A 23,062-nucleotide genomic window follows, 5' to 3' on the forward strand; every position below is an offset into this window, starting at 1 on the left:
GTTCAAGCCGTCCTGCGTTGCTCAAGCATCAGTCGCACCGCCAGACCGCCGAGTACAAAACCCATGAAGTAACGCTGCGCCGCCAGCCACGTCGGGTTGCTGACGAACCACGAAGCGATGCCCGCCGCGAACAGCGCGATCAACAGGTTGACGCAGAAACTGACGCTGATTTGGGTCAGACCGAGAATGATGCTCTGGGTGAACACCGAGCCGTGCTCAGGCGAAATGAATTGCGGAAACACCGAAAGGTAGAACACCGCGATTTTCGGATTCAGTGCGCTGGTGAGAAAACCCATGGTGATCAACTTGCGCGATGAATCCGCGGGCAATTGCTGCGCCTCGAACGGCGAGCGCGCACCGGGTTTCACCGCCTGCCAGGCCAGCCACAACAGGTACAGCGCGCCGGCCCACTTCAACACTTCATAGGCCATCGGCACCGCGAGAAACACCGCCGTCAAACCGGCCGCCGCCGCGAACAGATGCACGAAGAACCCCGCCACCACGCCGAGCAGCGAGGTCACCCCGGCCTTGCGTCCCTGGCAGATCGAACGGGAGATCAGGTAGATCATGTTCGGCCCCGGCGTCAGTACCATCAGCAGCGCAGCAGCGGCAAAAATCAGCAGGTCTTGAAGCGGGATCATGGCGAAGTCCTTGGCGTGAATGATCAGGCGATCGCGGTCAGCGAGGCTCGATAAAACGGCAGGATCAGGTCGCGTGTCAATGGGGCGAGAACGACATCGCCATCGGTGGCCGGGTCGATCCAGATCACCTCTTCGATCTCGGCCGCCGGGGAGACTTCGGCATCGATGGTCAGCTGAAAGATCTCGGCCTGCACGACGAACCCCGGCTCATTGGCAGCCGGGGCCGAGAACTGGCCGAGAAAAGTCGCCTGCGCCGTATCGATCACCAGCCCCAGTTCTTCCTCCAGCTCGCGGGCCAGCGCATGCACCGGCAGCTCATGGGCCTCGATCTTGCCGCCCGGTTGCATGAACGCCGTGGTGCCGCGCTTGCGCACCAGCAGGGTCTGGCCGTCGGGGTTGAGCAGCAGCGCGGCGGCAATACGAATGATGCGGGGGGAAACAGCGGATACAGAGGTCATGGGGCAGCCACCGGCCTTGAGAAAACCGCAAGGATCCCATGCCGGTTGCGCCAGCGTCACCTCATACGGTCTCAAGACTGGGCCAGAAGCGCCGCCTCGCCCTCCTCCGGCACTTTCACGAACACCTTGTATTTGCCACCTTCCATGGCTTCGAAACTGATCAGTTTGTCCACCAGCAGTGCACTCAGCACCTTGCCGGCATTGAGCAGCAACATGCCGTTGTCGGCATTGAGGTTGCGCGCAAGAATCATCCCCGCCGCCAGTTCCCGGGTGCCCAGCACCTTGACGCTCGGATCCGTCAGGGTGATGTCGCTGACCATTGCGCACACCTTGATGAAATCCTCGATCAGCTCGGGATCATAGAGTTTGCCCGCGTACTGACGCAGGTACAGCAACGCTTCATCGCTATTCATTTGCCGCTCGAGAATCAGCCCGCGCTGCAACTCGACGAAATCCACCGCCAGTTTCAACAGTCGCGAGCCGAAGGGAATGGCCTCGCCCTTGAGGCGATCGGGAAACCCGCTGCCGTCCCAGCGCTCCTGATGATGCAGGATCAACCGCGCCGCATCTTTCATCGGGTCCAGGGTCATCAACAGCGATTCGCTCTGTTTCGGATAAGCCCGATAGCGGTCGCGGTCAGTGCTGTGCAACAGGTCCGAAGGGGTGGTCATCATGCTGTCGGTCCAGCTCATCTTGCCGATGTTGTACAGCGCGGCAGCCATTGCCAGGTCACGGCTGGCGGCTTCGTCCAGCTGGTGCACCCTGCAGTAGGCACGCACCAGTTCGATGATCTGCCGGTTGGTCTGTTTGGCCGGGGGCAGGCGCAGGTTGGCGAGCAACGAGAACACTTCGGTGCCGGTCACATAGCTGTGCTTGAGCTCCTCGTAGGCCAGGTCGAGCATGTCGGCGGTCTGCTGCAGCTCGGCGGTGCGGGCGCTGACGTGTTTTTCCAGAGTGCTGTTGAGCAATTTCAACTGATCATTCTGCACCCGGGTCAGTTGCTCCAGACGCTCGCGCTCACGGGCCAGATGCTGATGGTCCAGCGCCTGGCGCAGGATCAGGAGCATTTCCTCGTCGTTCCAGGGTTTGCTGATATAGCGGTCGATCTGCCCTTCGTTGACAGCCTTGATGATCGCCGAGGGGTCGGCATACCCCGTCAGCATGATCCGCGTGGTCGCCGGATACAGCTGACGAACGCTGGCCAGCAAGGTGGCGCCGTCCATGTTGGGCATCCGCGCATCACTCATCACCAGATCGACCGGACGTTGCGCCAGCACTTCCAGCGCCTGGGCACCGCTGGTGGCGAGCAACACGTCATAGGGCTGGCCACGCAGCAGGCGACGCAGGCTGTTGAGGATCGGCTCCTCGTCATCGACGAGCAAAACGGCAGGCCGGTGGGCCGGAGTCGGGGCGGATTGCTCTTCCATGGCGAGGCCTCGCGCAAACGGTGGACGTGGCAGGCGTGTCGACAGACCTCCTCCCTTGCCGCGCCTGAGTGACAGGCTAGATGATTTTTTCGCGGGGACCGTGCAAATCATCGGGTAAGGCGAAGTGCCGAAGAGGCAACTATGCTCAAGTCGCTGGACGACACCATCGGCCTGCGCGCAGGCATGTGATGAGGGGAAAAGGATGCTCCCGATGACGAACGTGCGTGAATTTGCGGGTATTGCGCCATGAGCGCACAGCCCGGGCACATCAATCGCCGTGTACTGATCGTCGACGATACTGTGTCGATCCACGACGATTTCGCAAAAATCCTCAAGCCCTCCACGGTCGCAGACGACAATCTGGACGAAACGGAGAGCCTGCTGTTCGGCACCCCGTGCACGGCCTCCGCCCCCCTCAAGCAACAGTTTGAGCTGGATTCGGCCTTCCAGGGGCGCGAAGCCCTGGACAAAGTCGAGGCCGCGCTGGCCGCCGGGCGCCCCTACGCCATGGCCTTCATCGACATGCGCATGCCGCCGGGCTGGGATGGCCTGGAAACCATCGAACGGCTCTGGCAGGTCGATCCCAAGCTGCAAGTCGCCCTGTGCACGGCCTACTCCGACTATTCCTGGGAAGACATCGACGAGCGGTTGCCGCAGAACGATCGCCTGCTGATCCTGAAAAAACCCTTCGATGCGATCGAAATCCGTCAGCTGGCCAGCGCCCTGACCGTCAAATGGCAAATGACCGAAGACGCGGCGCTGAAGATGAACCTGCTGGAACAAGCGGTTCAGGAACGGACACGGGAGCTGTCCGACGCCAACATCATCGTGCAGAACAGCCCGACCATCCTTTATCGGTTGCGCGGCGAGCCGTCGTTTCCCTTGATGTACATCTCCCACAACATCACCCGCTACGGGCATGTCGCGGCCGATCTGGTGGGGGCGGCCAACTGGGCACAGCTGCTGATTCACCCGGACGATCAGGCCAGTGTCGATGCCGCCATGGCGCGGGTGCTGGATCGGCATGCCCTGGGCGCCTCGATCGAGTTTCGCCTGCGCACCGGCCAGGGCACCTGGCGCTGGGTGGAAAACCGCTACGTCCCGGTGCGCGACCACGACGGCCGGTTGCTGGAAGTCGAAGGAATCATCCTCGACATCACCGAACGCCGGGTGGCCGAGGAAAAAGTGGCCCTGCTGGCCCGCACGGATGGTCTCACCGGCCTGGCCAATCGCACCACGCTGATCGAACGCCTGCATCAGGCCTTTGCCGCCGCACGTCGGGGGGCGGCGCCCTTCGCGGTGTTCTACCTGGATCTGGATCACTTCAAGCGGATCAACGACACCCTCGGTCATCCGGTCGGCGACCTGCTGTTGCAGCAAGTGGCACAACGGATCAAGACCGGGGTTCGGGAAAACGACGTGGTAGCGCGCCTGGGTGGCGATGAATTCGCGATCCTGCAACTGGACGTCAGCGAACCGACCCAATCCGCCGCCGTGGCCACCAAGATTCTTGAAGCACTGCTGGCGCCCTATCAACTGGGCGGCAACGCCGTGCGCATTTCGGTCAGCATCGGCATCAGCAGCTATAGCCCCGCCAGCTTCGATGCCGACAGCCTGTTGGGGCAAGCCGACATGGCGCTGTACCGCGCCAAGGAGTCCGGGCGCAACCAGTATCACTTCCACTCCGAGGACATCACCCGTGAGGTGGCCGAACGCATGGTCCTTGCCGAGGAGCTGACGACGGCCCTCACACAGGGAGGGCTGAAGCTCGATTACTTGCCGGAAGTGGATCTGCACAGCGGCAAGATTCTGGGCATGGCCGCGCAGGTCAGTTGGCAACATCCCAGGCTTGGTCTGCTGCCGGCGTCGGCCTTCGTACCGGCAGCGGAAAAGACCGGTGCAATCATTCCACTCGGGCGCTGGATTCTGGATCACGCCTGCTGGCAGATGCGCCAGTGGCAAAACGATGGGGTAGCGCCACCGGTGATGGCGATCAAGATTTCCCTGGCGCAGCTCAAGTCAGGTCCCGAGCTGATCTACGACGTGTTGCGCATCACTGCCCGCTGGGAGCTGGCGCCATGGGACCTGCGTTTCGATGTCACCGAAGCCACGCTGGCCCAGACCCAATGGACTCACAACGATGCGTTGCCGCGCCTGCGTGAGTTGGGCGTGACCATCGCCATCGATGATTTCGGCAACGAATACTCATCGTTCGATTACCTGAAAACCTACCGGGTCAATCACCTCAAACTCGCCCAGTCCCTGATCGACAATGCGGCTCAGGATGAAGATGGCGCCAACCGGCTGCGGGCGATCGTCAATTTCGCCCGGGATCTGGCGATCGACATCAGCGCCGAAGGCGTCACGCCTGAGGATCAAGGCAGTGCCCTCGTGCCCTGCGCACCATTGAAAAACGTGCAGGGCTTTTGCCTGAGCGAAGCGGTCAGCCCTGAGCAGGCAGGCAGACTGCTGAAGGACGGGAGTGCAGCCGCCATGCTGCCCAAGGAGGATGAAGGATGAAAACGCCTTTTCCCCAGACCAACCGGCGCATTCTGATCGTCGACGATACGCCGGCGATCCATGCCGACTTTCGCAAGATTCTCGCCCCCGAGACCGGTGGCGAAGCGGATCTGAGTGGTCTTGAACAGACACTGTTCGGCACCCGCCAGTCGCCGCACCTGACCTTCCAGCTCGACTCCGCCTACCAGGGCCAGGAAGCGTTGAAGCTGGTGAAAGACGCGCTCAAGGAGGGTCGCCCGTATGCCCTCGCCTTTACCGATATGCGGATGCCGCCCGGTTGGGACGGTCTGGAAACCATTGAAAAACTGTGGGAGGTCGATCCGAACCTGCAAATTGCGCTGTGCACCGCCTACTCCGACTACAGCTGGGAAGCCATGGCCGAGCGGCTGGAGTTCGGCGATCAGTTGCTGATCCTGAAAAAACCGTTCGACACCCTGGAAATCCGTCAGATGGCCAATGCCCTGACCTGGAAATGGCAACTGGCCCAGGACGCGGCGCTGAAGATGATCAGCCTTGAGCAAACCATCGAGGCGCGGGTACACGAGTTGCTCAAGGTCTCGCGCCTGCTGCAATACGACAGCCTCACAGGCCTGCCCAACAGTACTTTGCTCGGCGACCGTCTGACTCAGTCACTGGCCGCGTGCCGGCGCCATGACAAACAACTGGTGGTGATGTTTCTCGGGCTGGATCGCTTCAAGCGCATCAACAATGCCCTGGGCCATCCGGCGGGCGACGAAATGCTCAAGCGGGTCGGCCAGCAACTGTTGACCTGTGTGCGCGAATCGGACTCGGTCTTTCGCTATGGTTCCGACGAGTTCGTGGTGATGCTCAGCGACATCAACCACCCGCAACAGACTCGCAGCATCGCCGAGAAACTGCTGGCAAGCATTCGCGAGCCACAGACAATTGTCGGCCACGACGTCAGTGTCACCGCCAGTGTGGGCATCAGTATTTATCCGGACGACGGGCTGGAGGCGATCGACCTGATCAAAAAAGCCGAGACGGCCATGCGCAATGCCAAGGAAAGCGGCCCGAACGAGATCGGCTTTTTCATCGAAGCCATGAACCAGCGCGCCCGGGAACAGCAAGGTATCGAGTCGGGCATTCGCCAGGCCCTGCAACGGCACGAATTCGTCCTGCACTACCAGCCGAAAATCGATCTGGCCAGCGGTCGGGTGGTGGGCGCCGAGGCGCTGGTACGCTGGCAGAAACCGGGACATGGCTGGGTGTACCCATCGGAGTTTATCCCGGTGGCCGAAGACAGTGGCCTGATCGTGCCTCTGAGCAAATGGGTGCTGGGCGAAGCCTGCCGTCAGATGAAAGACTGGCAAAAAGCCGGTCTGCCGCCGATCCGCATGTCGGTCAACACCTCGGCCATCGACTTCCGTCAGCGCCTCTTTGTCGAGGGCATCGAACAGGTGCTGCGAGAGACCGGGCTGGATCCCGTCCTGCTGGAACTGGAGATCACCGAGGGCGTACTGATGCAGAACGTCGACGCGACCATGAGCGCGTTGAACCGGTTGAAGGCGCTGGGGGTCAAGCTGGCCATCGATGATTTCGGGACCGGGTATTCCAGCCTGAGTTACCTGCGGCGGTTCCCTATCGATGTGTTGAAAATCGATCAGTCGTTCATTCGCGGCCTTAGCCATGACAGCAGTGACGCCGCGCTGGTCGGCGCGATCATCAGTCTGGGCAAGAGCCTACACCTGCACGTCATCGCCGAAGGCGTGGAGACCGCACAACAACTGGCGTTTCTCAGGGCCCACGACTGCGAGGAAGGCCAGGGCTTCTACTTCAGCAAAGCCCTGCCGGCGGACGCGTTCGCCCGCCTGCTGGTGGCCGGGTTGCCTGGCCCCTGGAGCGTTACATGAACACACCGCCGACGTGCCCGTCCCGCAGCGTTTTGTTCATTCTGCTGTTCGCTTCCTGCGCCAATACTGTTGCCGCGCCGCTGGACGAGCCGCTGAAACCCTTGCCCGAGATTCCGAAACAGGACCCGAAGCGCGTCGAGCTGGGCCGTCGGCTTTTCCACGATCCGCAGCTCTCGGTCAACAACACCCTGTCCTGCGCCAGTTGCCATCAGCTGGATAAAAACGGCGCTGACAGCCGCGCCTTTTCCCCGGGCTTCGATGGACAACCGGTGGCGGTCAACACGCCCACCGTGCTCAACGCCAGCCTCAATTTCCGCCAGTTCTGGGATGGTCGTGTGGAAACGCTGGAAGAGCAGACCAACGTCGTCATCACCAGCCCCCACGAAATGGGCAGCGACTGGAGCAGCGTGGTGCAACGAATCGCCGACGATTCCGGTTATCGCCAGTCTTTCAGTGCCGCCTACCCGGATGCCGTGACGAAAGCCAATATCCAGAACGCCCTGGCGACCTACGAACGCACGCTGCTGACACCCGGTTCCCGTTTCGACCAGTACCTGCTGGGCAACACGGACATCCTGACCCTCGATGAAAAATACGGATACCAGCGTTTCAAGGATTACGGGTGTATCGCCTGCCATCAGGGGGTGAACATCGGCGGCAACATGTTCCAGAAGTTCGGGGTGTTCGGCGACTACATCGCCGATCGCGGCAACCCGACGCTGGCTGACCAGGGCCGGTTCAACGTGACCGGCGACGAAGACGATCGCGCCGTGTTCAAGGTGCCGAGCCTGCGTAACGTCGCGCTGACCGCGCCGTACTTCCATGACGGCTCGGCGCCCACCCTCGAACGGGCCGTGGACGTGATGTTCCAGTATCAGTTGGGACGCATGCCCAGCGAGGAGGACAAGGCGCTGATCATCATGTTTCTCAAGACCCTGACCGGGCACTGGGAGGGCAAGCCATGATGAATGTCTCACGCCGGTTCAGCCTGCTGTTGATCAGCCTCCTGGCCGTCTTGCTGGCCTCGATCCTGGTGTTTCTGTACCTCAAGTCCAGTTCCGAGCAGACCGCCACCTACACCGATTCCCGGGACCTGATCCGTCAGATCAAGCAACAGGATTCGCAGTGGGAAAGCGAAGTGCTCAAGGCCCGGGTGGCGATCACCCACAATTACGATCCGCTGGTCTCGCCGATGAACGAGATGAATCGCCTTTGGGCACGCTTCGACAGCATGGAGTCCGGGCATGGACGCAGCGACTCCCGACAATGGGACCATGCCCACGAACGCTTCCTGGAAGCCATGCAGGAAAAGACCCGCCTGGTGGAGCAATTCAAGTCGCACAACGCGTTGTTGCGCAATTCCCTGGCCTTTCTGCCGAGCGCCGAGGATGACATTCAGGCGCAACTTGCCAATCTGTCCGACCTCGACAAGATTCAGTTACAGAACATCGTCACCGACACCTATGACCTGTTGCTCAGTGCACTCGAGTTTGCCCAGGTCGCCTCCGACGACAAGGCCTCCGACATCGAGGTGGGGTTGAACAAACTGGCGGTGAACGCGCAACGCCTGCCAGCGGATTTCCAGACGCCGATCAGGATCCTGAGCAATCACATTGCGCTGATCCTGCGTGAGCAGCCGATCGTCAATCGCCTGCTCGATCAGATCGAAGCGATTCCCGTGGCCGAGCGTCTCGACACCATCACCAACATGCTCGACCAGGATCAGCAGCGTGCCGAAAAGATCGATCAGCGATATCACTTCTACCTGCTGCAGTTTTCCGTCCTGCTGATGTTGTCGCTGTTGTGGCTGGCCATCCGGCTGATCCGCAGTTTTGCCGAGATCAACCGGGTCAACGCGGCCCTGCAAACCGCCAACGATGTGCTGGAACAAAGGGTCGAGGAACGGACCCGCGAGCTCAAGAACGTGCAGAGTGAATTGCTCGACGCCGCGCGCCAGGCCGGCATGGCCGAAATCGCGACCAACGTGTTGCACAACGTCGGCAACGTGCTCAACAGCGTGAACATTTCCTCCGACCTGATCTCGCGAAAATTGCGCAGCAGCAAAGCCCTGGGGCTGGGCAAGGCCATGCAACTGATCAACGAACACCCGGATGACCTCGGGCCGTTCCTGACCGAGGACGCCAAGGGCAAGCTGCTGCCCGGCTACCTCAATCAACTGGTGGGCGCCATCGCCCAGGAACAGCAGGAAATGGCCGACGAACTGGCCCAGATGAACAAGAGCGTCGATCACATCAAGGACATCGTCGCCACCCAGCAATCCTATGCCGGGGCCAACAGCATGACCGAGCCGCTGTACATCAACGAACTGCTCGAAGACGCCCTGCGCATGAATGCCGGCGCACTCACCCGGCACCACGTCACGGTGGTCAAGGAGTACGGTGACGTGCCCCAGGTGATGGGCGACAAGCACCGTTTGCTGCTGATCCTGATCAACCTGATCAGCAACGCCAAGTACGCGATGTCCGACCTCAGCAACCGCCCACGGACCATGACATTGGGGGTGAAGATCGTCGACGGGAGTTTTCTGGAAATCAGTGTCAGGGACGATGGCGAAGGCATCGCGCCGGAAAACATGACGCGGATCTTTGCCCACGGTTTCACGACCCGCAAGGAGGGCCATGGCTTCGGCCTGCACAGCTGCGCCCTGGCGGCCATCGAGATGAACGGCCATCTCACCGCCCACAGTGACGGGCCGGGGCTGGGCGCCCTGTTCACCCTGCAGATTCCGCTGATCACGGTAACGGAGAACGCATGAGCGAACTGTCGAACCGCCGCATTCTGCTGATCGACGACATGCCGTCGATCCACGAAGACTTTCGCAAGATCCTCGCCCCGACCCAGGCGCAGTCGGCGGAGCTGGACGAGATGGAAGCGGCCCTGTTCGGCGCACCTGCCAAGCCCCGGCGGGCAACGTTCGAACTGGACTCGGCCTATGGCGGTGAAGAAGGCCTGGCCAAACTCAACCTGGCGTTGCAGGAGCAATGCCCCTACGCCCTGGCCTTTGTCGACATGCGCATGCCCGACGGTTGGGACGGGGCGAAAACCATCGAGCAGTTGTGGCTGCAGGATCCGCAATTGCAGGTGGTGGTGTGCACGGCTTATTCCGACTATTCCTGGGACGAATTGCTGGATCGGCTGCACGCTCACGACCGGCTGCTGATCCTGAAAAAACCCTTCGACAACATCGAAGTCCAGCAAATGGCCAACACCCTGCTGACCAAATGGCAGATGACCGAACGTGCATCATTACAAATGCATCACCTGGAACATCTGGTGGACCAGCGCACCGCCCAGTTCAAGCAGGCCAGCGAAGCCTTGCAGCGAGAGATCGATGAGCGCAAGCAACTGGAAGGCCAGTTGGTGCAGTCGGAAAAACTCGCTTCGCTGGGGCAACTGGCCGCCGGGGTCGCCCACGAAATCAACAACCCGATCGGCTTCATTTCCTCCAACCTCGGCACCCTCGACGGCTACTTCCAGCAGTTGCTGGCCATGCTCGGCGCCTATCACACCGCCGGGCAGGACTTGCCCGCCGAAGCCGCTGCGCAGTTGCAGCAATTGCGCGAGCACCTGGAACTGGACTATTTGCTGGAAGACATCCCGACGCTGATCCGGGAATCCAAGGAAGGCATCGGCCGGGTCGGGCAGATCGTCAAGGACCTCAAGGACTTTTCCCGGGTCGATACCCAGCAGCAATGGCAGTGGGCGAACCTGCAACAGGGCATCGAGTCGACCCTGAACATTGTCGCCAGCGAACTCAAGTACAAGGCCGATGTGGTCAAGGAATATCAGGACCTTCCGGAGATCGAGTGCCTGCCCTCGCAGATCAATCAGGTCATCATGAACCTGGTGGTCAACGCGGCGCAGGCCATGGGGGCCGAACGCGGCACCATCACCCTGCGCACCGCGGTGCAGGGCGAGTCGGCGATAATCGAAGTCGCCGACAACGGCTCGGGCATCGCGCCCGAGACCCTGCAGAAAATCTTCGACCCGTTTTTCACCACCAAACCGGTGGGCCAAGGGACAGGGCTCGGCCTGTCCCTGTCTTATGGCATCGTGAAAAAACACGGCGGGGATATTTCAGTCAGCAGCACATTGGGCGCTGGCACAACGTTTCGCGTGCAACTGCCATTGCGCCAGACTCGCCCTGCGGCCTGATGTCAGGTCCGTTCAGGTCGCTTCCTGGAAATCCATTTCCGGTGGCTGGCGACGGAAGCCGCCAGTGAGCACCGCCAGATACACCACGCCGATCGCCAGCCAGCTCAGGCCCAGGTACACCGCCAGGTGATCGAGGCTGACCATCAGCCACAAGTCCGCCACCAGGCCAATGAACGGGAAGACCAGAAACAGGATCAACTCGCGCAGGCCTTTTTTCTCGCCGCCAATCCAGTAGTGAAAAATCACCGACAGGTTGACCAGACTGAACGCCAGAAACGCGCCGAAGTTGATGAACGAGGTCGAGGTGGTCACGTCGAGTTTCAGCGCCAGCAACGCCACCACCGCGCAGAGCAGGATGCTGTTGACCGGCGTGCCGAAGCGCTCGTGCAAAGTGCCGAAGAACGACTTGGGCAACACACCGTCACGGCCCATTGCAAACAGCAGCCGCGAACCGCTGGCCTGGGCGGACAGACCCGAAGCGAACTGACCGACGATCAGGCCGATCAGGAAGATCGAGACGAACAGGTCACCACCGATGTTGCGTGCGATCTCGTAGGCCGCCGAGTCGACGTTGTCGAACTGGAACGACGGATGGGCGATCTGCACGAAGTACGACACACCGACGAAAATCAGCCCGCCGATCAAGGTGATCAACATGATTGCCCGAGGAATGGTGCGGCGCGGGTCGCGGGTTTCTTCGGTGAGGGTACTGACTGCATCGAAACCGAGGAACGAGTAGCAGGCGATGGCCGCGCCGCTCATGATCAGCGGCATCTGCATGTCGCCGTTGAAAAACGGTTTGATCGACCACAACGGCGTGCTGGCATCGCCGCCGACGTAATGCACGCACAGCGCAACGAAGGCGATCAGCACCAGAAATTGCACCAGCATCAGCAAGGCGTTGATGCCGTTGGCCAGTTTCAGGCCGATGATGTTGATCGCGCTGGTGATGCCGATGAACGCCAGTACCCAGATCCACTGCGGGATCGACGGGAACGCCGAAGCCAGATACGCGGCGCCGATCAGCCAGATCGCCATCGGCAAAAACAGATAATCGAGCAGCACCGCCCAACCGGCGATGAAACCGAGTTTCGGGCTGATCGCCTTGCGCACGTAGCTGTAGGCCGAACCGGCCACCGGGAACGCGGCGGCCATGCGCCCGTAACTCATGGCGGTGAAGAACATCGCCACCAGCGCCGCCAGATACGCGGCGGGCACCATGCCGGCGGTGGATTGGGCGAGGATGCCGAACGTGCCGAGGACAATGATCGGCGTCATGTAGGCGATGCCGAACAGCACCACCGACCCTAGCGAAAGGGTGCGTTGCAAACGAGCCATGGGCGACTTACTCCGGATTTTATTGGATTTATGGCAGAGGCCGAGTTCGGCGAATGTTTCGGGTGTTTTGTTATTGTTCTGGTGTCATCTGAATACTGGTATGACTTGAGATCCATCCCCCTCACCCCAGCCCTCCCGAAACGTCGGACCGCCCCCAAGGGGGCGAGGGGGAAAGGGAGCTGATCTCCATGCTTTTCAAAACCTGAGTTCAACTCGATAGATCACGTCGGCGTAACTTGAGAGAACAACTCGGTCAGTCCCCTCTCCCTTCGGGCGGTCCGACGTTTCGGGAGGGTTAGGGTGAGGGCAGCGGTTCAACGGACAGGAATCAAAAGCTCCCGAACACCGCCATCCCGCTCCACCACCTCCCCCGGCAACCTCAACCGCTGATCATCCAGATAGCGGTAATCCTTGCGCGCCAGCTCCAGCTGACCGAAATCCAGCTCGACGCTGAACCGCCCCTCCTCACGCCCGGCCTCGAACAGCACCGTACCCAGCGGATCCACCAGCGCACTGCCGCCGGCAAACATCAACCCGTCATCCCCGGCTTCCACGCGGTTGACCATCAGCGCAAACGCCTGGTTTTCCTGAGCCCGGGCCATGATCGCGGTGCGGTGGGTCGGGCCGTAGGGGTCCATGTTGCCGTTGGTGACGATCAGCAACTCGGCGCCCAGTTGCGCCAGGGCACGGGCAGATTCCGGGAACTCGATGTCGTAGCAGATCAGCAGACCGACCCGCACGCCGTTCCAAAGGCACGTGGCGTAACAGTCGCCGGCCTCGAACACACCGCGATCCGACGCCCAGAGGTGGGTCTTGCGATATTTCAGAGCGATGCCTTCGGGGGTGATCAGCAGCGTGGTGTTGTAGAAACGGCCGTTATCGTTCTCGGCCATGCCGATCACCACGGCGATGTTGCGTTCGCGGGCAGCGACCTGGACCGCGCTGACGGTCGGGCCATCTATCGACTCGGCGATCTGCGCCACGGTTTCAGCGGTCGGGAAGCCCATCAGGTGGGTCTCGGGGAACACGATCAGTTGCGTGTCAGCCGGGCTCGCGGCAATCGCCGCCAGAGCGCGTTCGAGGTTGTACGCCGTGTCTTTGTCACGGCCCGCCAGTTGGGCGAGTTCGACTTTCATGGGGAGTCCTTGTTATGAGCGCCGGGCGCCGAAAGATTGCCCGGCGGCTGTCTGTGGGCCAGTATGCTTCGCATTCGACTGGCCAGGGAATTACGCGGCCGGGGTAACCCGATAGGGGTAGAGGCATGACTGTTTCGTTTGACGACATCACCTGGCACCGCGCCGTCGGGCAGTTGATCGACGCCCTCGACAGGCCGAATTTCTGGGCGCAACTGGTGCGTCTGCTCGACCAGTACGTCCCGTTCGATAGCTGGGTGGCGCTGCTGTTCAGCGCCGACCGTCACCCGCAAGTGTTCGCCGAATGCCCGGGCGAGGACGGCAGTCCCGATCAGTTGTTTCAGGATTACCTGCGCGGGTTGTATCTGCTCGACCCGTTCTACATCGCCTGCCGCGAACAATCGCGCACCGGTTTGTATCGCCTGTCGGAGGTCGCGCCGGAGCATTTCGAGCTGACCGAGTATTACCAGCGATACTTTCGTCTGAATGTGGTGGCCGACGAAATCCAGTTCAATTGCCAGCTCGAAGGCGACCGCACGCTGTGCCTGTCACTGGGCAGCAAGCAGCGTTTCAGTGGCGAGCAGATTGCCCTGCTGTCGCTGATCCAGCCGTGGGTGCTCGGCCTGTTGCGCCAGCGCCTGCCTTACGAAATCAATGAAATCGTCGCCCTCGCCCCGTCGCCGGCGCAACCGGACTGGCGGGTGCAGCTCGAAGCGTCGGTGCAGCAACTCAAGGGCGCGCAACTGACTGCCCGGGAACTGGATGTCGGGCGTTTGATGCTCAGCGGTTGCTCCAGTAAAGAAATCGCCCGTAAGCTGGAAATCTCTGTTGAAACCGTGAAAGTCCATAAGAAACACATGTACAGCAAGCTGGGGATCAAATCCCAGTCGGAGCTGTTTTCGATCTTCCTGCAGGCGCAGAACGCCTGACTGCCGCAAAAAAATCTGTCCGAACCAAGGAAACCGTATGAGCCTGTCACTCCTGAGCCGCTACGCCTTCTTTGCCGTCTGCGTGATTTTCACCCTCGCCAGCCTGCCCTTCCTCGAACACGACTGGCTGTGGCCGATCACCGCCGTCACCGGGGTGCTGAGCCTGATCGGTCTGTTCGACCTGATGCAGAGCCCCCACGCGGTGCGCCGCAACTACCCGATCCTGGGCAACATCCGTTATCTGGTCGAGGGGATTCGCCCGGAAATCCGCCAGTACCTGCTGGAGTCCGACAGCGACGCCCTGCCCTTCTCCCGCGCCCAGCGTTCGCTGGTGTATTCGCGGGCCAAGAATGAAAGCGCCGACAAACCGTTCGGCACCCTGATCGATGTGTATCAGTCCGGTTTCGAATTCATCGGCCACTCGATGCGCCCGGCTCCGTTGAGCGACCCGAACAGCTTTCGCGTCACGGTCGGCGGCCCGCAATGCACCCAGCCGTACTCGGCGTCGGTGTTCAACATTTCGGCCATGAGTTTTGGCTCCCTCAGCGCCAACGCGATCCGCGCGCTGAACCAGGGCGCCAAGCTGGGCAACTTCGCCCACGACACCGGCGAAGGCAGCATCAGCCCCTATCACCGCGAACACGGCGGCGACCTGACCTGGGAACTGGGCAGCGGCTATTTCGGCTGCCGCACCAGCGATGGCCGCTTCGACCCCGAACGCTTCGCCGCGCAAGCGCAGACTCCGCAAGTGCGGATGATCGAAATCAAGATGAGCCAGGGTGCCAAACCCGGCCACGGCGGGATTTTGCCCAAGCACAAAGTCACCCAGGAAATCGCCGACACCCGGGGCATTTCCATGGGCGAAGACTGCATCTCGCCGTCCCGCCACAGCGCATTTTCCACGCCGATCGAGATGATGCATTTCATCCAGCAACTGCGTGAACTGTCCGGCGGCAAACCGGTGGGCTTCAAGTTCTGCCTCGGCCATCCGTGGGAGTTCATGGGCATCGCCAAGGCCATGCTGGAAACCGGCATCCTCCCGGACTTCATCGTGGTCGACGGCAAGGAAGGCGGCACCGGCGCCGCCCCGGTAGAGTTCACCGACCACATCGGCGTGCCGATGCGCGAGGGTCTGTTGTTCGTCCACAACACCCTGGTAGGCTTGAATCTGCGGGACAAGATCAAGCTCGGCGCCAGCGGCAAGATCGTCAGCGCCTTCGACATCGCCAGCGTGCTGGCCATCGGCGCAGACTGGGCCAACTCGGCGCGCGGCTTCATGTTCGCCATCGGCTGCATCCAGTCGCAAAGCTGCCACACCAACAAATGCCCGACCGGCGTCGCCACCCAGGACAATCTGCGCCAGCGCGCGCTGGTGGTGCCGGACAAGGCCCAGCGGGTCTACAACTTCCACCGCAATACGTTGAAGGCGCTGGCAGAAATGCTCGCCGCCGCAGGTCTGGAACATCCGTCGCAACTGTCGGCCAAGCATCTGGTGCGACGGATGTCAGCCACCGAAATCAAACTGTTCTCGCAGCTGCACGTGTTCCTGAAACCGGGGGAGTTGCTCACCGGGGAAGTGAACGGCGAGTTCTATTCGCGGATGTGGCAGATGGCTAGGGCGGACAGTTTTGAACCGCAGGAGATCGCGGCCGCCTAGCAGTAACGCTCAGGGCATAGCACCTCGGATACTCACCAACTCAAGAGCCGACCATGGGGCGGCTCTTTCATGACGATGAAACCGTAATCGCCGATCAGATAGATGCGGTAATAGAGGCGATCCACCAAGGCTGGAAACCCCTGATAGCCGACGCGGGTGGCGTTGCGCCGTTCGCGCTCTGCAACCACGTTGGTGACGCCGGCCGACGGCAGGTTTTCGGCGAGCATGAAGTAGTCGATATTCAGCAGGTAGCGCAGCACCGGTAGCTGTTTGAAGGTGCCCTCCGCACCCGCCAGCCAACGGTCGGAGTAAGTGACCGACAGGTAAATACGTTTGGCTTCGCGCAGTTCGCGATGAGAGGAAATGTCCTGACTGAGGCTGAACAGGGCGCTATTGGCAAAGGTTTTTTCCATCATCAGCACCCGCCCGTAAGCGAAGGAAAGCGACAAGGTTGCCAGAAGCGGAATTGCCAACAACAGGGGCAATCGCGAGTGCAGCGACGTCAATCCGACATAGGCCAGATAGAACAGCAACATCAGCAATACGCCGAACCCCATCAGGGTTCGCGCACCTTCATTGAAGTCGCGAAACAACAGCGTCATGCCCGGCACCAGCAGCACAATCAACGGCAGCGTCAGCAGGCAGATAAAGCTCAGGAGCAAACCTTGTGCGGTGGGCTCATTGCGCAGGCGAATCTGCCGTCCCAACCGCACACCACCGATCAGTGCACACCCCACCAACACAACGAAAACCGTCGTGTAGCCGCCGTGAAACAGCAGCGCAACTTTCTCCATCACCCGACCGATATTGATACCGATCTGCAACCGCGGATCAGCGCTACCGTTGAGCAACTCCGTGCGCCCGGATTCCGTGAACGGATAGGCCGTGACCGCGTAGACCGACACGCCCAGCACCAGTTGCGCCAGCCTCAAGCCCGCAAGTCGCCAGAGCTCCGCCCACGGCACTCGACGGTGAACATTTCTCAGCAACTCCACACAACACAACCCGAGAAACACATTGAGACTGACCTGATACAGCCCGATCGCCAGCGCCAGCAAGAACGAAGGCACCAGCCATCGTTGTATCCGGGAAGTACCGCAAAAAGTGATCGCGTAAATCACCGCCACCAGGCTCAGGGCCATGCCGGCCCCGTCATATTGATAGGACAGGTTCTGCAACAGGAACGGGTTGTACCAGAGCGGTAACGGCACCAGGCAACAGGCCAGGGTCGGCTCGGGGAAATAATGAAAGGTCAGTCGGGTCAGGGCCAATGACATGGCCAGCGTGGCGAGCAACAGCGGCAAGGGAAAGATGTTCGGCGCAGCGCCGGTGAACGTCAGTGCCTGATACAGCCAGTCCATGAACAACCGCCCCTGCCCCGCCCAGACATTGCCGGCAGCCAGAGTGCGCCAATTGTCATCGATGTAGGGGAAGTCAGCGAGGATCAGCGGCAGGATGTACAGAGTCGTGGCGAGCAGGAAAAACAGCACGACCTGACGGCGGCCGAGTTCTCGAACGAGAAAATCGCTCATCCTCATACCTGCGCCTCTGTGCACTGCTGCGCTGGAAACAACGTTTATAAAGCTTGGAACATGGCACGAGGTCAGAGGTCGTTTTTTACGGCGGTTTCAGACAAGCGGCTCCAACCTCGCACCCACAAAAAAGCCCCGGCCAATCGACCGGGGCTTTCAGTTTTCAGCGTTAACGTTTTACGACGCCGAACGCACCGCGCCCTGAGACACATCGGTCGGTTGCAACTTGAACACATAGAACAGAACCGTCAGCAGCACCAGGAACGCCGGGCCGACATACAGCGCCACACGAGTGTCCGGGAAGTAAGCCATCAGACCCACCACCAGCACCAGGAACGCCAGCGCCAGATAGGAGCTGATCGGGAACAGCCACATCTTGTACTTCAGGCCCGCACGTTCGCTGGCGCTCAGGCCTTTGCGGAACTTGAGCTGGGCCAGCAGGATCATCACCCAGGTCCAGATCGCACCGAAGGTGGCAATGGAAGTTACCCAGACGAAGACTTTTTCCGGCACCAGATAATTCAGCAACACACCCAGCAGCAGGGCGAAGATCGACAGCAGCAACGCCCGACGCGGCACACCGTTGCTCGAAGTGCGGGCGAAACCGGCCGGTGCCTGACCGTTCTGCGCCAGGCTGTAGAGCATGCGTCCGGTGCTGAAGATGCCGCCGTTGCACGACGACAGCGCGGCGGTGATCACCACGAAGTTGATGATGCCGGCGGCCGTCTTGATGCCCAGACGTTCGAAAGTCATGACGAACGGACTGCCCTGGGTGCCGATTTCATTCCACGGGTAGATCGACAGGATCACGAACAGCGCGCCGACGTAGAACAGCAGGATCCGCCAGAACACCGAGCCGATCGCATTGGGAATGGTCTTCTGCGGGTTCTTCGCTTCACCGGCGGTCAGGCCGATCATTTCCACGCCGAGGTAAGCGAACATCACCATTTGCAGGGACATCAACACGCCCGTCACACCGTTGGGCATGAAACCGCCGTGGGCCCACAGGTTGGAAATCCCCAGCGCCACACCGTCGTTGCCGAAACCGAAGGCAATGATGCCGATGCCGCCGAGCACCATGGCGATGATGGTGACGATTTTGATCAGGGCGAACCAGAACTCGAATTCACCGAAGGCCTTCACCGCGATCAGGTTGATCGAGCCCATGCTGACCAGCGCCGCCAGCGCCCAGATCCAGCGCGGGACATCGGGGAACCAGATGCCCATGTACACCGCCACCGCCGTGATTTCCGCGACGCAGGTCACCAGCCACAGGAACCAGTAGTTCCAGCCAGTCAGAAAGCCCGCCAGCGGGCCGAGATAATCCTGTGCGTAACGGCTGAAGGAGCCGGCCACCGGGTTGTGCACGGCCATCTCGCCGAGGGCGCGCATGATCACCAGGATCGCCAGACCACCGATGATGTAGGACAGCATGATCGCCGGGCCGGCCATTTCGATGGCCTTGGCCGAACCGAGAAACAGACCGACACCAATACAGGCGCCGAGCGCCATCAGGCGAATGTGCCGTTCGCCGAGTTCGCGTTTGAGCGGGCCGCCTTGAGCGGTCTCGCCATGAGGCAGGTGATTGCCTGTTGGCATTTGGGGACATCCTCGTCTTGTTATTGGATAGACCACTGTGTGTCGAAGCGTCGACCGATAGGCCTTGGCTTCCCGACACCGCGCCTGCCTCGTGGGCAAGTGCGTCCTGCAGGGCCAGGCCTGGAGGATCAGCGGGGCTGGCAGTATAAAAAGCTTCCAGCAGGAAATTTCACTCTAAAAGCCGCAATATTCAGCGACATACATCGCCATCAGTCGGACTTTCGAGACAAAGACTCCTGAAAAAGCCGGATTATTCACTGCCGAAATGGGCGCCGAGTATTGCACAGCAATGGTGCAGCGTCATGCCCCCACCCAAGTCGCATTGACCTTGCGACCGCTCTGGTCCGGCCCTCTCTGCCTGGTGAACGTGTGCCGCAGCGTTGCCGCCGGATTTGCAGATTTGTTCAGGGTCCAGGCTTCACAATTTTTTCACCCGCGCCAACCACCGACTAAGCTTCAGACAAGTCCGATCAATCTGCGTGAATGGATCAATCGACTATGGGCGCTTTGTGGCAAACCGATTCGAGTGAAAAAGTGGTTCCGACTGAACGTGTGGATGAAGCGCCTGTCCCTGAGAAACCCCGTCGTAACCGGCATGGGTGGAAGGCTTTCTGGCTATTGCTGGTGATCATTGCGATTGTGGTGGGCCTGGCCGCGATGAAGGAAATGCGCACTTCGCGTTTTCAATCCCGCGAGGTCAGCCAGTACGCCGCCAAACTGACCTATGAACTGCAACCGGGCCCCAGCGAAGCCATTCGTTATCCGGGCAACGGGCCGTTCGATCTGCGTCTGGGTTACAGCTCGCTGGACGAGTTCTTGCCTCGATTGCTCAAGCGCAACTACGTGATCACTGAACAGACGCGTTTCTCACCGGCTCTGCTCGGCTACACCGACAAGGGCCTGTTCGTGCCCTACTCCGAGAAAATCCAGGCCGGGCTGTCGATCACCGATTGCCGGGCCGCGCCGCTGTATCAGTACAACTATCCACAGCAGCTGTATTCGAGCTTCGAGTCGATCCCACCGGTGGTGGTCAACAGCCTGCTGTTCATCGAAAACCGCTTTTTGCTCGATCCAAAACAGCCGATGGCCAATCCGGCGGTGGACTGGCCGCGCTTCGGCATGGCCGCGTGGTCGCAAGTCGCCAAATTGCTGCACCTGCCGGGGCAGTCGGCTGGCGGCAGTACCCTGGCCACGCAGCTGGAAAAGTATCGCCACTCGCCTGATGGGCTGACCGTCAACGGTGCCGAGAAAATCCGCCAGATGATTTCCGCCAGCGTGCGCGCCTATCAGGCCGGCCCGGATACCCTGCCGGCGCGGCGCAACATCATTCGTGACTACCTCAACAGCGTCCCGTTGTCGGCAGTGCCGGGCCATGGCGAAGTCCACGGTATGGCTGAAGGTTTGCGGGTCTGGTACGGCGCTGACTTCAACCAAGCCAATGCCACACTGGCGAGCACCGCGACTGATCCGAAGACAATGGCGGACAAGGGCCTGGCCCTGCGCGAAATGCTTTCGCTGATGATCGCTCAGCGTCGCCCGTCTCATTACCTGACCAAGGGCCGCGAAGAACTGGCCGACCTCACCGACAGCCACCTGCGTCTGCTCAAACAGAATGGCGTGATCGACGCGGCGCTGGCCGATGCGTCCCTGGCAAGCAAGGTCACCTACCGCGACTGGCAAACTCAGCCGACCATCCAGCCGATCGAGACCAACAAAGGCATCAGCGTCGCCCGGAGCCGTCTGGCCTCGATGCTCAATCGTCCGCTGTACGACCTCGACCGCCTCGACCTCTCGGCCACCAGCACTCTGCAAGGCGAGCTGCAAACCCAGGCCACTGCCTATCTGAAAAAACTCGCCGACCCCGCCTACGCCGCCGAAATCGGCCTGCTCGGCGAACGTCTGCTGACGCCTACCAGCACCACGCAGGTGCGTTACAGCTTCACCCTGTTCGAGCTGACCCCGGACGGCTCACGCGTGCGGGTGCAGACCGACAGCACCGACCAACCGTTCGACATCAACGAGGGCAGCAAGCTGGAACTGGGCTCCACGGCGAAGATGCGGGTGCTGACCACCTACCTGCAAATCATCTCGGAACTGCATGACAAGTACGGCGCCATGACCGTGCCGGAACTGAAGAAAGTCGAGGTGCCGGATCAGGATCGCCTGACCCAGTGGGTGATCGATTACCTGATCCAGAACAAGGATCACGACCTGTCGAAAATGCTCGGTGCAGCCCTCGACCGCAAGTATTCCGCCAGCCCCGGCGAGGCGTTTTTCACCGGTGGCGGCCTGCACGTGTTCCACAACTTCCGCAAGGAAGACAACGGCCGCATGCCGACCTTGCGCGATGCCCTGCGCGAGTCGATCAACCTGCCGTTCATTCGCCTGATGCGCGACCTGGTGCGCTACACCACCTATTCCGGCCCCAACAACAGCGCCGAGTTGCTCAAGGACGACCGCGACCCACGGCGTCAGGAATACCTGGCCTCCTTCGCCGACCGCGAAGGCACTTCGTTCCTGCTCAAGTTCTGGAAGAAGTACAAGAACAAGGACACCCAGGCCCGCCTCGACACCTTCCTCGACAGCATGCGCCCGACGCCGATCCGCATGGCCGCCGTACACCGTTACCTGCTGCCGAACGCCAGTCAGGAAGACTTCAACACCTTTGTGCGCTCGCACCTCAAGGGCGTCAAAATCACCGAAAAACTCAACGACGAGCGTCTCGAACGGCTCTATCTCGCCTACGGCCCCGGCACCTATGACCTGCCGGATCAAGGCTTCATTGCCAAGGTCCACCCGCTGGACCTGTGGCTGATCGGCTACCTGCTCAACCACCCGGACGCGACCTGGGGACAGATCGTCAAGTCCAGCCAGTTCGAACGTCAGGAAGTCTACAGCTGGCTGTTCAAGAGCAAGCACAAGGGCGCCCGCGACAGCCGCATCCGCACGATGCTGGAAATCGAAGCATTCCTCGACATCCATCAGCGCTGGCAGAAAGTCGGCTATCCGTTCGACCACCTGGTGCCCTCGCTGGCCACCGCCATCGGCAGCTCCGGCGACCGCCCCGCCGCACTGGCCGAGCTGATCGGCACCATCCTCAACGACGGCGTACGCATGCCGACCCTGCGCATCGACAGTCTGCATTTTGCCGCCGGCACGCCTTACGAAACCAAACTGGTCAACGACCCCCATGTGGGCAAACGGGTGATGCCATCGGAAGTGGCCACAGCGATGCGCGAAGCGTTGTCGCAAGTGGTGGACTCGGGGACGGCCAAACGTGTTTCCGGCAGTTTCAAACTGGCCGATGGAACACCATTGACCATGGGCGGAAAGACCGGGACCGGCGACAACCGGATCGAAGCCATCGGTTCCGGCGGACGGATTTTGAGTTCCAAGTCGATCAACCGCACGGCCACCTTCGTGTTCTACATCGGCGATCACCATTTCGGCACGCTCACCGCATTCGTCCCGGGGCGCTCGGCAGAGAACTTCAAATTCACTTCGGCCCTGCCGGTACAGGTGCTCAAGGGCATGGCGCCGATTCTGATGCCGTACCTGCAACCGGGTAGCGACTCGCAATGTCTGGCACCTGAAGCGCCGGCGGTGGCGTCCTTGAAAACAGGTACCTGACCCGGATTGAGATGCCCATGGTGTTATTTATTTGTTTTATACATTCCAATATTCAATCGACCGACTATTAAAAACGGCACGACTGAAACAAGCTTTTAAACTAATCATTCACCGCACTGAACGTTAGCCTTGAAACTCATGACTGACTCAA

At 60.8% G+C, this 23,062-nt stretch carries 15 protein-coding genes; 8 read left to right on the forward strand and 7 right to left on the reverse strand.

Translation table 11 applies throughout. The features are described from left to right. Positions 1 to 2 precede the first annotated feature (2 nt). The 3 genes from ACW9HX_RS12675 to ACW9HX_RS12685 all read right to left on the reverse strand — a co-directional run bounded on the left by ACW9HX_RS12675 (position 3) and on the right by ACW9HX_RS12685 (position 2,526). A complete protein-coding gene (locus ACW9HX_RS12675; RefSeq protein ID WP_457380876.1) occupies positions 3 to 641 on the reverse strand; it encodes a LysE family translocator in 639 nt (212 codons plus the stop codon). A gap of 23 nt (positions 642 to 664) precedes the next feature. Beyond that, on the reverse strand, positions 665 to 1,099 hold the full coding sequence (locus tag ACW9HX_RS12680; RefSeq protein WP_457380877.1) for an NUDIX hydrolase: 435 nt from the start codon (positions 1,097 to 1,099) through the stop codon (positions 665 to 667). A gap of 71 nt (positions 1,100 to 1,170) precedes the next feature. Next, complete coding sequence (locus ACW9HX_RS12685; RefSeq protein ID WP_457380878.1) at positions 1,171 to 2,526, reverse strand: HD domain-containing phosphohydrolase; 1,356 nt, start codon at positions 2,524 to 2,526, stop codon at positions 1,171 to 1,173. 246 nt (positions 2,527 to 2,772) lie between these two features. Here ACW9HX_RS12685 and ACW9HX_RS12690 point away from each other — a divergent pair, with 246 nt between their 5' ends. The 5 genes from ACW9HX_RS12690 to ACW9HX_RS12710 are packed head-to-tail and all read left to right on the forward strand — an operon-like array spanning position 2,773 to position 11,093. Next, positions 2,773 to 5,046: a GGDEF/EAL domain-containing response regulator gene (locus ACW9HX_RS12690; protein ID WP_457380879.1), complete on the forward strand. Its 2,274-nt coding sequence runs from the start codon at positions 2,773 to 2,775 to the stop codon at positions 5,044 to 5,046. Beyond that, a complete protein-coding gene (locus ACW9HX_RS12695) occupies positions 5,043 to 6,917 on the forward strand; it encodes a putative bifunctional diguanylate cyclase/phosphodiesterase (RefSeq protein WP_457380880.1) in 1,875 nt (624 codons plus the stop codon). Before ACW9HX_RS12690 ends, ACW9HX_RS12695 begins: the two co-directional genes overlap by 4 nt. After that, positions 6,914 to 7,882: a cytochrome-c peroxidase gene (locus tag ACW9HX_RS12700; RefSeq protein ID WP_457380881.1), complete on the forward strand. Its 969-nt coding sequence runs from the start codon at positions 6,914 to 6,916 to the stop codon at positions 7,880 to 7,882. The genes ACW9HX_RS12695 and ACW9HX_RS12700 overlap by 4 nt, the downstream gene beginning before the upstream one ends. Continuing rightward, positions 7,879 to 9,693, forward strand: coding sequence for a DAHL domain-containing protein (locus tag ACW9HX_RS12705; protein WP_457380882.1), 1,815 nt, complete (start codon positions 7,879 to 7,881; stop codon positions 9,691 to 9,693). The genes ACW9HX_RS12700 and ACW9HX_RS12705 overlap by 4 nt, the downstream gene beginning before the upstream one ends. Beyond that, on the forward strand, positions 9,690 to 11,093 hold the full coding sequence (locus ACW9HX_RS12710) for an ATP-binding protein (RefSeq protein ID WP_457380883.1): 1,404 nt from the start codon (positions 9,690 to 9,692) through the stop codon (positions 11,091 to 11,093). The genes ACW9HX_RS12705 and ACW9HX_RS12710 overlap by 4 nt, the downstream gene beginning before the upstream one ends. A 12-nt stretch (positions 11,094 to 11,105) precedes the next feature. Here ACW9HX_RS12710 and ACW9HX_RS12715 read toward each other — a convergent pair whose 3' ends face one another. Next, positions 11,106 to 12,431 carry an APC family permease gene (locus ACW9HX_RS12715; protein ID WP_457380884.1) on the reverse strand — a complete coding sequence of 442 codons (1,326 nt, stop codon included), beginning with the start codon at positions 12,429 to 12,431 and terminating at the stop codon, positions 11,106 to 11,108. 314 nt (positions 12,432 to 12,745) lie between these two features. Further along, positions 12,746 to 13,567 (reverse strand): carbon-nitrogen hydrolase family protein, encoded by an 822-nt coding sequence (locus ACW9HX_RS12720; protein WP_457380885.1) that lies wholly within the window; start codon positions 13,565 to 13,567, stop codon positions 12,746 to 12,748. A gap of 125 nt (positions 13,568 to 13,692) precedes the next feature. On the opposite strand from ACW9HX_RS12720, the gene ACW9HX_RS12725 reads away from it, so the two are divergent. Together ACW9HX_RS12725 and ACW9HX_RS12730 are read left to right on the forward strand one after the other, a co-directional pair. Continuing rightward, a complete protein-coding gene (locus ACW9HX_RS12725; protein WP_457380886.1) occupies positions 13,693 to 14,493 on the forward strand; it encodes a response regulator transcription factor in 801 nt (266 codons plus the stop codon). A 37-nt stretch (positions 14,494 to 14,530) separates the two neighbouring features. Beyond that, positions 14,531 to 16,150 (forward strand): FMN-binding glutamate synthase family protein, encoded by a 1,620-nt coding sequence (locus ACW9HX_RS12730; RefSeq protein ID WP_457380887.1) that lies wholly within the window; start codon positions 14,531 to 14,533, stop codon positions 16,148 to 16,150. Between the two features lie 32 nt (positions 16,151 to 16,182). On the opposite strand, the gene ACW9HX_RS12735 is transcribed toward ACW9HX_RS12730, so the two are convergent. Both ACW9HX_RS12735 and ACW9HX_RS12740 read right to left on the reverse strand, forming a co-directional pair. Then, positions 16,183 to 17,688, reverse strand: a complete 1,506-nt coding sequence (locus tag ACW9HX_RS12735; RefSeq protein ID WP_457380888.1) for a glucosyltransferase domain-containing protein — start codon at positions 17,686 to 17,688, stop codon at positions 16,183 to 16,185. 171 nt (positions 17,689 to 17,859) lie between these two features. Continuing rightward, positions 17,860 to 19,281, reverse strand: coding sequence for an amino acid permease (locus tag ACW9HX_RS12740; RefSeq protein WP_457380889.1), 1,422 nt, complete (start codon positions 19,279 to 19,281; stop codon positions 17,860 to 17,862). A gap of 498 nt (positions 19,282 to 19,779) precedes the next feature. Between ACW9HX_RS12740 and ACW9HX_RS12745 the strand changes: the two genes are divergently transcribed. After that, positions 19,780 to 22,911, forward strand: coding sequence for a transglycosylase domain-containing protein (locus ACW9HX_RS12745; RefSeq protein WP_457380890.1), 3,132 nt, complete (start codon positions 19,780 to 19,782; stop codon positions 22,909 to 22,911). Positions 22,912 to 23,062: the final 151 nt, after the last annotated feature.

This window comes from Pseudomonas sp. SDO52101_S400 (assembly GCF_054071635.1).